This window comes from Chryseobacterium gleum, assembly GCF_900636535.1.
In the GTDB taxonomy this organism is placed as follows: domain Bacteria; phylum Bacteroidota; class Bacteroidia; order Flavobacteriales; family Weeksellaceae; genus Chryseobacterium; species Chryseobacterium gleum.
The window spans coordinates 5,004,474-5,019,077 of record NZ_LR134289.1 but is presented as its reverse complement, the minus strand read 5'-3'; the positions used below and the strand labels follow the sequence as shown (position 1 = coordinate 5,019,077).

Sequence of the window (14,604 nt, the reverse complement as noted above, 5' to 3'; positions counted from 1 at the left end):
TTTAAAAAAATTGCATTTATGGCAACATTGCGTGGTTTTCTGCTTTATATTTTACGCATTGTTTTTAATTTATGGTCGAAAGGCTATCGGCTGTCTTGCTAATCCAATCTATGACGATTTTTTTTTGCCCCCGTGAAAGCTTTGCATTGCTATGCAATATTTTATAAGAAGCTAACGGCATTTCATCGTTTTTAATTTGGTTTGCTATTCCTTCCAATTTACTTATTTGCCTTCGCCTACCTAAATTGCCAAATTCACTAAAGTTTAATTTTTCTTTTCCTCTACCAATATGCCTTTTCATAAACAATGCCATAGGTTGAATATCCGAATACCAAATATTTCTTGTGTTGTTACTGTGGCAATCGTAACATGCATTTTGTAAAATGCTTTGGACATTTAATGGAACGTCATAAACTTTTTCAAAATCTGTTTCGTAAACCTGCCCCTTGTTTACATTGAGGGCAGGCTGGTAAAACTGTATAGCAATAAAAATAAACAGCACTATAGGCAAAATTATCTTTAATACTTTTTTCATTTTAGAATTCCTTTTTCACAGAACCGCAGGTAAGCATTTGGCTACCGTAATAAGGATTTTTAATTACCTTTGCTTCGCTAATCCAAACAGCTCCTTTACCATCATTATACATTGGGCAGAAGTCTTGATACAATTTTTGAGTAGAGCCAAACAATGTGATAAGGTCTGAAATATCTTTACTCATTAATGCCAAATGCTCTCGTTGGTGACCTATTTTTCCGGCATTGGCACCAATATGTTCGGCATGTTCTTTGGCATCGTCAGCAATGTCCATATATTTTTTGTACTTGTCGGCAGGAATGGCTTTCATATTTATCTGATTAAATGTTACCAATAATTGCTTACCTGCATTGGCTGCTGCTTTATCATTATCTCCTACAAGTGCATTTTTTAATGCCAAATAATCTTTTATTATGGGCGCTATAGAGAAGTTTTGAACCTTGTCTTTTACATCTTGTTTTTCAACTTTTTCCGTCATCGTGTCAATTGATGCAGTTGTACTTGCTGTATCGCTTAGCGTTTGTGTTTCAACTGGTAGATTTTCGGAATTAATACTAGTATCATTAGCTTTTGTTTCCGTATTTTTATTTGATGACTCGTTGCACGAAATTGTGGCAACTGCAATTGTAGCCGTTCCTATGATGGAGAATATTAAATTTTTCATTTTAATGATTTTAAATAATAATGTGTAATTTTTTTGTTATTTATTTTCAAATTCTTTAAGCTTTCGCTTCATAAATTCGATTTCTTCTGCTTGGGTTTTGAGTATGTCTTTTTGCAACTGTATCAGTTCGGGGTCAGTAAGGTTTGCTTTTTCAGACATTAATACTGCCGCTGCATGGTGTGGGATCATACCTTTTACAAATTCATTATCACCAACAAATAACTGCTTCCGAATACCAAACCATGAAAAGATACCTATTGCAGCTGAAAGTATGATAATACTCCAATTGATTTTCGTGTTTTCGTACATACCCTTCATTATCCATAATTCTATTATCAACATTGCAGAAACCATTAGCAAAGTCATATATAAATTATTAATGTTGGGTATAAGATTGTTTAATCCATCAATCATTGCATACATTATAAAATACATTGCTGCGAACATAACAACCGCCATAATTGCAAAGCGTTTGTACATTGCCAAAGAATGTTTAACACTATGTACTTCATTTTTAATACTAGGTTGCATTTCGTGTTTGTTTTCAATACCTTCCATAATTCCGTGGTTATTTGTTGTTTATGATTTCTTGTACGCTGCCACAGGTAAGCATTTTAGAGCCATAATATGGATTCTTAATCGCTTCTTCCTTGCTCAGCCAATTTGCTCCTTTCCCGTTATTATACATCGGGCAATGCTGATAATATACAGGGATCTCCTGCTTTGATGCCTTAGCCAACTCATACATATTCTTAGAAAGCAAAGCGAATGCTTCCTTTTGTTGTGCAACATTTTTAGAAGCAGCAATCTTTTCGGTATTTGAAGTCAAGTCTTTCATTACTTTCATCCAAACGGTATGCTCTTCGGTAGAAAGTTTTACCATTTCTATCGCTTTGATGGCTTTCACCAATTCGGCAGCTTTTGTGGATGAATTGCCTGCATCAGTTTTTACCAAAGCATCTTTCACTGAAAAATAATTATCAAAAATAGTTTTCAATTGTGGTGCATTTTGGGCATCGGCAGTTTTTGTTGTTGCCATTTCGTTATGATTTGCGTGTTCGTTTTTCATATCCATACCTGCATCATTAGATTTTGCGACCGGTTTTAATTCCCTGCTGTATTGACAACATCCTGAAAGTTTAGCATACACATCATCCGGAGCTAAAAACTTTTCGCTGTCATAGCCTGCCAAAGCAATACGTTTCAATATTTCATCCTGATTGGTCTTACCGCTGTCATAAGTGAGTTTAGCTATTTTTGTGTCTTCATTCCATTCTACACTGGCTACCTTATTCACATTGCCTGCTTTTTCGATAGTGGCTTTACACATACCGCAATTGCCGTAAATTTTCACGGTTTCTGTTTTCGCATTCTTGAGTTGTGCGAAACTGTTTATTGATGATAGTAATACGGCGATTACCACCATTATTTTTGATAATGATTTCATTTTGAAAATTTTTAATTTAATAAGAAATACAAAAGGGGTGCGAAAACCGGATTTGGTTTTCGACAAGACATAACTTTGGCTGTAAAGCCTCCGTTTTAGCCTATTTTAGGTGGTTGCCAAATGGATGAGTAACCTAAAGAATAGTTGACTTGTTCAAACCCGAATTTTTGCTTTTTGTTTTCAGCAAAAGGGTCTGTTATATTTAAATCAAATGGTATTAGTAAGCTGACAAAAGATGAAGTAGTACTGCATCTGCAAGAGCTGTGTTTACAATTGCCATCGCAGTTGTTACCATCGTCACATTTTTTATCTGACTTGTACTTGCAACTGTCTTTGTAGTGCAATTTTTCAGATTTTTCTTTTGAGCAGGATTTTTTTTCAGTGCTTGTTGATTTTTTGGAACAGGCATAGCTTTGAAAGGGTATCAAAAAGAAACCCAAACAAAATAGTGTTATCACACTCGTATATATTCTTAAATTTTTCAACATAACAAATTTACAAATAAAAATATATTTTCAACAGCTTAGCTATATATATTTCAACTTCTTAGTAAAATTTCACCCAATGCTCTTGATTAAAAATTTAAATTATCCAATAAAAAATTGAAACTCTCATACTTAAATTCCTCACCTATTATTTCATTTTATCTTTTATATATAAGATATTTTTGCGTAAAAAATATCTCCCAAAAATTAAAAATAGGTAGAAATTCCGAAACTGAAGCCTGTCGTGGTTGATGAAGGATTTGCAAAAACATCTTTTTGTTTCTGAAATCTGTAATTAATTCTAAAAACAGTCTGTGCATTTGGTCTTAAACTAATTGCAGGCATTACACTCCATAGGTCATCTCCAATTTTGCTGTTATTTTCTCTAAAGTGGCCTACATTCCAATCTATATATTCAAAACGGCAAGCAACATTAACAACAGCTTTTTCCCAACTTAGAATTTTTCTTTTAACTACGGGTTGCACAATATCAATAAATCCTCCATATTGTCTATCCCCATATTGCTGTGTATAAGTTTCAGGAACATCTACTTTTACCCATGCCCATTCCGCAGTAATAAAAGTTCCCAAATTTGGAAGTGTATTATTATAATCCAATGCAAATACCCTTACACTTCTTTTATCATCGATCTGGAGACCATCATCCTGAAATTTATTATAAATACCTCCCATATAAGAAACTCCAATCTCTCCTGCTTTTTTATGTCTTGTAGCAATTTTGGCGGTTAAAAGAGGGATGCCACTGTTGATTTCTTCAAAACGTTCCGGATTACTTTTGGCAGCGGGCAAATAAGTTTTGTTCTGACTATTATCAATAATTGAATTATCAAAATTTCCGGAAAGATAGGCTTCATAGCCAATCATCCAATCTGCTTTATACATTTTTCCATATAACCCAAAGCCGGCGTTGCTAAATGTTGCAGGCAACATTTGTGTTGCTGATATAGGACGATCAGTAAATTCCCATTTCGGACCATCATGATTTTGGTTGAAAGCCCCAATTGGATTCATGATAATTCCTCCTCGCAAATTAAGCAGGGGATTGAGCTCCACATCAATGGCAGCAAATTCAATATTAATCTCTTTACCACCTTCTTCCCATTCTAGTTCACTAAGAAATTTTATTTTGGACGAAATTGAAGAAGATACGAAAAGTGTCGTTCTTCGTAATTGAAATTGATGTCCTTCTGATACGCCGTCGGTACTGATGTGCTGCCAGTTGACTTCTGCATAGCCTCCGATAGAGACAGGTACTTTTCCTAGGCCTAAGAAAGGGCGTGTGTAGACAGCATCCATATTTAAAGATTGGGCGCTGTCTGCAGGAATTCTTTTTAATAGCTCAGTATCGACCTGTGCTATGGTTGTTTGAAATATTAAAAATACAGTAAGGTAGAGGATTTTTTTCATACGGGTTTCTTTAAAGAAATTTTCAAAAAATCGAATTCTATGTACACCGGAAATTTTCTTAGTGCCCTATCAGCAGGGCCATTTTGTACATGCCCTTTATTGGTAAATTCGCTACCGTGTGCAGGACATTGGAGCTTGTCTCCAAACACTTGTAATTGGCTTCCCTGATGGCTACATTGCATCCATAGTGCCTCATATTCGGTTTCTGAAAAACGAAATACGCAGATAGGATATTTCAGGATATCATTTTGAATGATGACATAAGAACGTTTTTTATCTGGATATTTTGCTTCCACAAAATCTACCAAAGGCAATATAATGTAATCTTCTTCAATTGTTCCAGCAACTATTTTATTGCTTATACACCCTGAAAGAACGATAGGAAGTGCAGTAAGCCCCAAACAGGCAAAACCACATTTTTTTATAAATTCAAGTCTGTCCACTTTTATAATGATTTTAAAAATTTAATAATAGCTTCTTTCTCCTGAGATAATAACTGCATGTATTTATTTTTGCTATTTGTAGCTTCTCCACCATGCAGTTGTATAGCTTCCTCTATACTTTTTGCTCTACCATCATGCATTAAGAAATATTGCCCCCCTTGTGATTTTGGTGATAAACCCAGTCCCCACAATGCAGGAGTACGCCATTCATAGGTCTTTGCAGATCCTTCTGTATATCCATCATCCAAAGCATTGCCCATATCATGAAGCAATAGATCTGTGTATGGGTAAAACTTTTTATTTGATAATGCTGAAATTGAAGATGATGAAGTTTTTAATTCCGGGACATGGCATTTAATGCAACTTATTTGGGTAAATAGAGCCTGCCCCTGCTTAACACTATTGTTTTCTGGATCTCGTTGAATCGGCGTTTTTAATGTACGCAGATAAAATACGACATCTGCAATGGTTTTGTCAGAGACCTCTGGGTCAATGTTCATTCCTGAATAAACATCTTGAGGATTAAATGTTGAAGCAATGCCCATATCTTGATTATAGGCATTAACAGTCTGTTGAAGTAAGCTGTATGTGGATGCTTTTTTACCAAATCGTCCAATATACTTTCCTTCTTTTGGGATAGCAAAGGGGAATGGCGCTTGATACCCTGGAAGCACTATGTAATTTGGAACTCCTGAAATCCCATCATTATCTGCATCAAAAGGATCAGCCATTGCCAAGATATCTGTATCGGATACCAATTCAATAAAACCCAATCCTGTATTTGCAGGCGGAGTAAATTTGGAAAATGTCGCTCCGAAAGGAATTGTCTCCGGAGTAAAACCCGGTATCGCTCTATTCTGTAATTGGGGACCACCTAAATGTAAAAATAAATTACCTGTTTCGTCAACCTGCCCAAAACGAGTCAGCGTAGAAAAAGGTGTGCCCTTTCCGTCACCGGCATGACAACTGCCGCAACTTGTTGCTACAAATGTAGGCCCAAGCCCTTTTTCAACTGTGAAAATTTCATCATTAAAAGCTATATCTCCTTTTAAAAATTGCTGGTTTTCAGCATAAGACAAACCCTCAATTGGACCATCTAGTAATTCACCTTCGTCTATTGCTTCCGGATGAAGGTTATCACAAGCCTGCACGATAATAAAAACAAGATAGCAAAGTACAAAAACAGATAAATATCTTTTACTCACGATTATTTTTTTTACAAATATAAATAAATTGTTAGACTAATCTAACAATTTGTTTATATTAATCTAATTTTACTGTGATATTTAATCTGGATTTCGGTTTTTGAACTTTTATCTTATTTAACACAGAGTCATATTCCAAAAATTTTAAAAGAGTTCTACTCAGAGTAATCGTAATAGAAGATTTTTATAGTGTAAGAAACGGAGGTATAATTCTGTCCAAACTTTTTTTGGCGACGCATACAATTAATTACTAGATTAAAAAAGCAAAGAGGCTGTCCGAAAAGTTTGGACAGCCTCAATTTTTGCTGGTTTTATTTGTGCCCCAATACAGGAGGAGTATATGAATATTTGATTCTCAGAAGGTTTATCTGACTTTTAGGACACTTCCTTTTGCTTTTTTAATCTTCTATAATAAATTTTGTATTGCTATTATCTAATTTAAGAAAATAAACTCCTTTTGGTAGATTTTTCAAATTAACTGTATTCCCATTCTCAAATGGTTTTTCAATTGTTTGAACATTTTGTCCAGCAGAATTAATAATTAATGCAATTTTAAATTTTTTCAAATCTTTTTCGCCAGTTACTCTTAAGACATTTCCTCTAACTGGATTTGGAACAATGGTTAGATTTTTAGATATTGATGAAACATCATCTACACCCATATAAGCTCCCCAAATCAGCGCAACAAATTCAGGGCGGTCTATATATGGATTCCTATTTCCCTGATATGTGAAAGCTGCATTATTTCGTGCTATTTCAAAAGCTGAGACTGGATCTCCATCATTCCACGCAAGTAATTGTTTGAGTTCCCAAGTTTGAAGACCTGGAAATGCCACAGAGCCTAAAATGTTTCCATTGCTGAAACCAGAAAGTTGTGTTTCATATCTTGTTACAAAATATAAAATCATTCTTGCAATATCTCCCTTAAATTCATCTATTGGTTCAAAAACAGTACCTGCGTAGCCTGCGGAAGCCGAACTTCCTAATTTTGAGCCATTTAATGAAGTAAAAGAAACCGTTCCTACTTTTCCAAATGGGTAATTTGATCGCATTCCGTTTACTTTGCCATCAGTTGGTGTCACAAAATGGACATCAGATCTCATTGGTAAGTTTTGATTAAATAAGCTTTGTGGTACTACGTGCTCCCTGTTATAACAATCTCCTTCACTGCTGTAATTACCACACTGGTTAGAACCGTGGTTATAGTTGTATGGATCTGATCCAAGTGGATTTTCTGAATACATATCCATTACAGTTCCGTCGTTTTCATAAAAATAATCTCGGTCTGTAGTTTGAAATGCATTTAATAATCCTGCATACCCTTTGTCTTGGTGCCCATTGGTAATTATTGTTTTAAGTTTTGATTTTAGGGTTGCTCCAGAAAGACCTGCTGTTCCGTCATAATAATTCGTTGGTGCTTGTGCAGAGATTGTACAAAATACAAAGCCCGTCAAAAGATTTAGTAATAATTTTTTCATGCTAATGTTAAAAAATAAAAGGTTAATAAAAGTTGTTTGAATGAATTTTTGTTTGGAAAATATTGTTTGGAGAATACTTAAGTATTATTCAGAAAATGATACATTGTATTTTAACTATTTAGAGTGTGTTTGATGGTTAGATGGTCTGGGATGAATTTTTGTATACTTAACACTAAATTTATAAGTCTGATGTATTATTAGCAAAAGAAAAAAAAGGGCACAACATATCAGATAAAAGATATCCTTTGAGGAAACCCTATGTTTACTATTACGTATTGCTTTTCTTTTTAATGTCCTTTTAAAACTCATTATATTACTTTTAAAAGGACAATTGATAGTTTAGCCCCATCATATTCGTTTTATCAAATTTTTGATAAAATGGCGAAATCATCGAAGCAGACTTACCCTTGCTGATGTTAAACAAAGAATTGATTTTGGGATATAACCAATAAGCTAGTTCTGTTGACAATATCCCAACTCCAGCACCTGCAAATACATCAGTTACCCAATGTTTGTTATTGATTACCCGGTATACACTTGTAAAAACCGCAAATGAATATCCCGATATTCCAAGCCAGTAATTGGTGTCCTTATATTCACGGAATAAAAAGTGGGCAGTCGAAAAGGCAACAGCAGCATGTCCCGAAGGAAACGACATATTATTGGATTTATCAGGTCGCTCTTCTCCGATTAATTTCTTACTTGGAAGTACAATAGCCGCTGTCAAAGCCTGGCTGGTTGCAAAAATAATTGTTCTTTCTTTAAAATTATGTTTACCCTTCATCCCTGCTAAATTCAAGGCATACACCATTGCAGCAGGGACGTACTGTGTATAATTATCCAGTTTTGAATTGGACAAATTATGTTCGTTCACTTCTCCCCTAACATCACGATCTATTTCTTTCATCTGAGGAACAGCAAAACTGATGGCTCCGGCTGTAATCAAGCTTGCCGGGATAATTAATTTCTTGTAACTTAATTGATGATGTTTCAGATCAGATACCTCTAAAGAATCATAGTAATCTACAGTATTTAACTTCAGACTGTCTTGTGCTGAGGCTAAACAACAAATCTGCATCAATATTATGAGCATATATTTTTTGAATAAATTTGTCATGGGAATATGCATTTTGATTTAATTTCTGTAATTATTTCTGAACATAGTTATTGCTGTTCCGATATAAAATCGGAATAAAAACAATAGAATTATATTGATTTAAAGATTAGTTAGATATTGGAGGCTGGTTTAAAAACTTCATTTTATTTATTGAATTACAGTATTTAAAAAAATCTGAAAAGTAATTATTCAAATTTCATTTTCTGAATTCTTACGGCATTCAGAATAGCAATAAGTGAAACTCCTACATCAGCAAAAACAGCTTCCCACATCGTTGCCAGCCCTCCGGCTCCCAGAACAAGTACAATTGCTTTCACTACAAATGCTAGGATGATATTCTGCCAAACTATCTTTTTTGTCTGTTTGCCAATATTAATTGCAATAGGAATTTTTGACGGTTTATCATCCTGAATTACGACATCGGCTGTTTCAATAGTCGCATCACTTCCTAATCCACCCATAGCAATTCCTACGTCACTCAATGCAACCACTGGTGCATCATTTACCCCGTCACCAACAAATGCAACGCTCTCTTTTCTTGCTTTAATCTCTTTAACTTTATTGACTTTGTCTTCCGGAAGTAAATCTCCAAAAGCATTATCAATTCCTATCTTATGCGCAACATATTTAACCACACTACTCTTATCCCCACTGAGCATGGTCACCTTAACATTAAGATTATGAAGTTTTTTGATTGTAATCCCTGCATCTTCTTTTATGCTGTCTGCAATAGTAATAAGGCCAGCAAATTTTCCTTCATATGCTATTGCGATGATAGTATAAACAATTGTGGAAGGGTCAATATCATATTTAATATTGAATTTATCCATTAGCTTAAAATTACCTACCAACAAATCTTTTCCGTTCACAGTCGCTATAAGACCGTGACCTGCAATTTCTTCCGTATTCTCAAGATTGATAGAACTATCAATTTCTCCAACATACTCATGAATAGCGGTTGCGACAGGATGCGTTGACTTACTCTCCAGTGCATTTACCAGCTTAAGAATTTCGTCCTGGTCAAAACCTGGCAGAATTTTAACTTCCTGAACTTTAAAAACACCTTCAGTCATTGTTCCGGTTTTGTCCATTACAACGTTTTGTATCTCAGCAATTTTATCGAGAAAATTACTTCCTTTAAATAAAATCCCATTTCTGCTTGCGGCACCAATCCCTCCGAAATATCCTAAAGGAATCGATATTACCAATGCACAAGGGCATGAGATCACTAAAAATACCAGCGCACGATACAACCAATCTCTAAATACATAATCATCAACAATGAAATATGGTACAACGCAGATTAAAATTGCCAATAAGACGACTATAGGTGTATATATACGAGCAAATTTTCTGATAAAAAGTTCTGTAGGTGCTTTTTGTGATGTGGCATTCTGTACCAATTCCAAAATCTTACTTAATTTACTATCTTCGTAAGCAGTAGTGATTTTTACTTGTGCGACGCTCGTCAGATTGATCATTCCTGCTAAAACTGACTCCCCTTTGCTTTTCGTATCTGGTTTACTTTCGCCTGTTAAAGCAGCGGTGTTAAAGGATGCCGAATCACTTAGCAATTCACCGTCCAACGCTAATTTTTCACCAGGTTTCAATTGAATAATCTCTCCTATTTTAGCTTGTGCAGCTTTTATAGTTTTAGGAATATTATTCTCCAAAATTGTAACCTCATCTGGGCGCTGGTCAAGTAAAGCTTTAATATTACTCTTAGCCCTTGTAACTGCGAGAGTTTGAAAGGTCTCTCCTACAGCATAGAACAACATTACAGCAACACCTTCAGGATATTCTGCGATAATAAATGCGCCGACAGTAGCAATGGTCATCAGTAAAAATTCCGAAAAGACATCACCTTTTACGATACTTTCAATAGCTTCTTTTATAACAGGAAGGCCAACAGGAGCATAAGCAGCCACATACCATATTGTCCTAATCCATCCATTAAACCATTCAATTTTCACGTAATTATCAAATACTATTCCCGTTAATAGAAGCACCAGTGATATTACTGATGGTAAAAACATTTGAAAAATAGTCTTATCCGTGCTTCCGTGGTCGTGCCCGTCTTCATCGTTATGATCATGATCATGCCCGTCGTTCGCTGTATGTTTCGATTTTTCCAGGAGATTATCAGCCTTTTTATCAATCTTTTCCTCTTGTGCAGAGCAGCATAGCTGTTTGCCCTCTGCGTCATACTTGTGAATGTGTTCCATAATATTTTGATTAAATGTTTACATTTTTAAATCTTAAAGTAAGCTAAACGTCGTTTCCTTCATCATGCTTACTTTTGTTTGAAATATTACTTTTTATTATCTTTCTAAACCATGTGAATTTATTAAGAGATAATAATATGTAAATTAAAACGGTAGAAAATATAGCCAGTACATACATATTGAGAGCAACTGCAGAGCCGACTGCCGCCGTAGCCCATAAGGCAGATGATGTTGTCAGCCCCATAAGACTGTTGCTTTTATCCTTAAAGCTCAAACCTGCGCCGATAAAGCCGAGTCCCGTTGCTATCGCAGCGAGCATTCGTGCAATAGCAGATTTATCATCTGTAAGGTGAGATGCAATTGCAACAAACAGACACGAAGCCAAGGTAATTGCACCAAAAGTTCTGATTCCCGCATCTTTATGGGATGTTTCCCTCTCAAAACCTATAATACAACCTAATACTATTGACAAAAAGAGTTTAGCTGCAATAATTAACTCAAAGCGGAGATCCATATTCATATCAATTATTTTTTTTATTCTGCTTCAAACCATTATTTTTATAAAGGTAATAGGCTGTTTGATAATTGGCAATTGCCCTTCTTATTATTTCCGGCTTAGGTAATACAGCAATCTGATCGTTTTTTCCTTGTATATATTTAAAAGTCTCAACTTTTTGTTGGGGTGAAAGGATGACGAGATCATCATTCTCCATATAGGCAAGTTTTTGGTAAGTTCCCACAAATATTCTGGGAATATAGTTGTCGCTAATTACATTTTTCCCATACAGATTGCTTGTATATTTCCATCCTAAAAAGTTAAATAAAGTAGGATACAAATCAATTTGAGAACACATTTTATCGATTTTCAAAGACTGCTTGTCCTGAAGATTTACAATCATCGCGGGAATGTGGTATTTTGATATATCAATTTCATTTTTCCCGGCGCTGCTAGCACAGTGGTCTGCAACAATAACAATAACAGTATTTTTATACCATGGCTTATTTTTTATCTTTTTCAGAAATGCTCCTATTGCATAATCTGTATATTTAACTGCTCCTTCTCTTCCTGAACCAGAGGGAATATCAATTTTACCATCCGGATAGGTGAACGGTCGGTGATTTGACGTAGTCATAACAAAGTCGTAGAAGGGTTTGCCACTTTTATATTGCTGATCTGATTTTCTGATTACCTCATTGTAAAGATCCTCGTCACATATCCCCCATGCGTTTTCGAAAGTAATATTTCTATCATCGATTGAAGTTCTTGGCGCAAGATAGTTTTCCCTTGCAAATGCATTTCTGTTTCTATCAATAATGTTATATCCGTTATTCCCAAAATACTTGTTCATATTATCAAAATATCCGTCCCCTCCGTAAAAAAAACTTGTATCATAACCCTGCTCACTGAAAATTGACCCTATTGTTGTCAGCTGGTCATTATTTTTTCGTCTGACGATACTATTACCTGGTGTAGGTGGTATTGCGAGAGAGAGAGCTTCCATTCCTCGAACCGTCCTCGTACCTGTAGCATACATATTTGTAAATAAAACACTTTCTTTTGCAAGCGAATCCAATACCGGAGTTATATCCTGATTATTTCCAAAAGTTTTCATGAAATCTGCACTGAAACTTTCCATTGTAATCATAATTACATTAGGTCTTTGTATAGTTGCTGTGGTAGGTTTAATTTTTCTTTCGATTGAGAAACTGTTCTGCAGAAATATTGAACTGCTGTCTTTCAAATCATTTTTAATAATCTTAAAAGCATCCTTATTATCCATAAGTTGATAAAAATGATCGTAATTGATTTCATTATTATTATAAGCAGAAAAGAATGAATAGATTCCTGATTTTGACAATTCATTTTGATAGCGGTTGGTACTCAAATCCGCAAAATTGTTTTCGACTAAGAAAGCATAAACAAGAGTTGCTGCAAAAATTCCAACCGTTATTTTCAGCCTTGACAAAAATATGGTAGTGCCTTTGAAAGTATCAAAAAAATATTTTTTTCGGATACAGAAAAAAATTACAAAAAATGTGAGAATAATCATCACTGCAATTAATATGGGCAGGGGATAAGATTCATTGATATTATTAATTACTTCGTAAGTGTAAATAAGATAGTCTACAGCGATAAAATTAAACCGGCTTTCAAATTCCTGCCAAAAAGTTATTTCAGCAAAAAAGGAAAAAAACAGAATCAATATACCAAGAGAAAAAGAAAAGTAGGTAATGATTTTATTTAATCTAGAATCTACCAATCGTTGGGGCAAAATCAACAAATAAAGGCTATATGGAAATATGAAAAACAAACCTACCCCTATGTCATATATAAGTCCTAATAAAAATACTCTAATAAAAGATACTGCAGAAAACTCAGCCTTTTGAAATGAGGACAATACAAATCCCAGCCTTAGTAAAAAAGACATTATGATAAATAATAGAAAAAATCTGGTAAGCAATGCATAGCTGCTCTTAAAAAGACTTTTAGGTTTCATACCGAGAATAGATTTATTTTAAAGTTAAATGTGGATAGCGATCCCATGAACCGCCAAGCAAGCTTCCCGAAGTGATTCATAATCCGTAGGTCAGAGCCAACAATTATTACATCAAATCTGTTTTCCATATTCCAGTATTTTTGATTATTAGTATTTTAAATCTTTAAAGATGTGCTTCGCTTTCTTTGTGTCCTTCTGTTTCAATTTGAAAAGTAGTATGAGAAATTTTAAAATCAGTAGTAGCTATTTCTGTAAGTGTTTTTAGTAGAATATTCATATCCTCACTACGGTCAGCAATGACATGTGAACTCATTGCATTTACACCTGAAGTAAGAGACCAAACATGCAGGTCATGTAATTTTTTGACTCCATTTATGGATTCAAGAGATTTCCGTAAATCTTCTATGTTGACATCTTTTGGTGTACCTTCTAAGAGGACATTTATAGCCTCTTTCAAAAGTTTCCAAGTCCTTGGAAATATTAAAAGACCTATTGCAGCAGAAATTAATGGATCAGCATAATACCAACCTGTTGTTAACATTATTATTCCTGCAATCATTACTCCTATTGATGTTAATCCATCTGAAAGAACTTCAAAATAAGCGCCCTTCATATTTAGACTCTCAGAAGAATCTTTACGGATAATTATGATCCCAATGATATTTACCACTAAACCAATCCCAGCTACAATCAACATAGGAGTACTTTGTACCTCTGGAGGACTACTAAATCTCTGATATGCTTCAAACAAAACATATAGAGAAATACCTAATAAAACAACTGCATTAATAACGGCAGCCAATATCTCTGTTCTATAGTAACCAAAAGTTTTCTGAGAAGTTGCTTTTCTTTCACCTATCTTGATAGCAACGAATGCTAAAAATAGCCCTACCACATCTGTCAACATGTGCGCTGCATCAGCTAACAACGCAAGACTCTTTGTTGTAATACCTCCTATTACTTCTGCAATCATATATGTACCACTTAAGCAAAGTACAATCAATAGATTCTTTTTGTGCTTTGATGAGGCTGAAAGATTTTTATTATCATTATTCATAATTTCAAGATGTTATCATGTA

14 protein-coding genes are annotated in these 14,604 nt (G+C 34.7%); all 14 read right to left on the bottom strand.

Going from position 1 to position 14,604, the window contains the following annotated elements:
- Positions 1-64 precede the first annotated feature (64 nt).
- Positions 65-535 (bottom strand): heme-binding domain-containing protein, encoded by a 471-nt coding sequence (locus EL165_RS23115; RefSeq protein ID WP_002981186.1) that lies wholly within the window; start codon positions 533-535, stop codon positions 65-67.
- Between the two features lies 1 nt (position 536).
- Entirely contained in the window at positions 537-1,199 is a 663-nt protein-coding gene (locus EL165_RS23110) for a DUF3347 domain-containing protein (protein WP_002981188.1), read from the bottom strand.
- A 36-nt stretch (positions 1,200-1,235) separates the two neighbouring features.
- The gene (locus EL165_RS23105; protein WP_002981191.1) at positions 1,236-1,757 is read right to left on the bottom strand and encodes a DUF305 domain-containing protein; all 522 of its coding nucleotides are present in this window, start codon (positions 1,755-1,757) and stop codon (positions 1,236-1,238) included.
- A 10-nt stretch (positions 1,758-1,767) separates the two neighbouring features.
- Positions 1,768-2,646, bottom strand: a complete 879-nt coding sequence (locus EL165_RS23100; protein ID WP_002981193.1) for a DUF3347 domain-containing protein — start codon at positions 2,644-2,646, stop codon at positions 1,768-1,770.
- A 217-nt stretch (positions 2,647-2,863) separates the two neighbouring features.
- Complete coding sequence (locus EL165_RS23095; protein WP_002981195.1) at positions 2,864-3,055, bottom strand: hypothetical protein; 192 nt, start codon at positions 3,053-3,055, stop codon at positions 2,864-2,866.
- A 283-nt stretch (positions 3,056-3,338) separates the two neighbouring features.
- Positions 3,339-4,559, bottom strand: coding sequence for a hypothetical protein (locus EL165_RS23090; protein ID WP_002981197.1), 1,221 nt, complete (start codon positions 4,557-4,559; stop codon positions 3,339-3,341).
- Positions 4,556-5,002, bottom strand: a complete 447-nt coding sequence (locus EL165_RS23085) for a Rieske (2Fe-2S) protein (RefSeq protein WP_002981199.1) — start codon at positions 5,000-5,002, stop codon at positions 4,556-4,558. Before EL165_RS23085 ends, EL165_RS23090 begins: the two co-directional genes overlap by 4 nt.
- A gap of 2 nt (positions 5,003-5,004) precedes the next feature.
- Complete coding sequence (locus EL165_RS23080; protein WP_002981201.1) at positions 5,005-6,207, bottom strand: di-heme oxidoredictase family protein; 1,203 nt, start codon at positions 6,205-6,207, stop codon at positions 5,005-5,007.
- A gap of 398 nt (positions 6,208-6,605) precedes the next feature.
- Positions 6,606-7,685 (bottom strand): endonuclease, encoded by a 1,080-nt coding sequence (locus EL165_RS23075; RefSeq protein WP_002981203.1) that lies wholly within the window; start codon positions 7,683-7,685, stop codon positions 6,606-6,608.
- A gap of 319 nt (positions 7,686-8,004) precedes the next feature.
- Positions 8,005-8,802 (bottom strand): phosphatase PAP2 family protein, encoded by a 798-nt coding sequence (locus EL165_RS23070; RefSeq protein WP_123901653.1) that lies wholly within the window; start codon positions 8,800-8,802, stop codon positions 8,005-8,007.
- Between the two features lie 185 nt (positions 8,803-8,987).
- Complete coding sequence (locus EL165_RS23065; protein ID WP_002981207.1) at positions 8,988-11,027, bottom strand: heavy metal translocating P-type ATPase; 2,040 nt, start codon at positions 11,025-11,027, stop codon at positions 8,988-8,990.
- Between the two features lie 43 nt (positions 11,028-11,070).
- On the bottom strand, positions 11,071-11,547 hold the full coding sequence (locus EL165_RS23060; protein WP_002981210.1) for an MgtC/SapB family protein: 477 nt from the start codon (positions 11,545-11,547) through the stop codon (positions 11,071-11,073).
- Position 11,548: 1 nt separating this feature from the next.
- Complete coding sequence (locus EL165_RS23055; protein WP_232529149.1) at positions 11,549-12,886, bottom strand: LTA synthase family protein; 1,338 nt, start codon at positions 12,884-12,886, stop codon at positions 11,549-11,551.
- 802 nt (positions 12,887-13,688) lie between these two features.
- Positions 13,689-14,582, bottom strand: coding sequence for a cation diffusion facilitator family transporter (locus EL165_RS23050; RefSeq protein ID WP_002981213.1), 894 nt, complete (start codon positions 14,580-14,582; stop codon positions 13,689-13,691).
- Between the last annotated feature and the right edge of the window lie 22 nt (positions 14,583-14,604).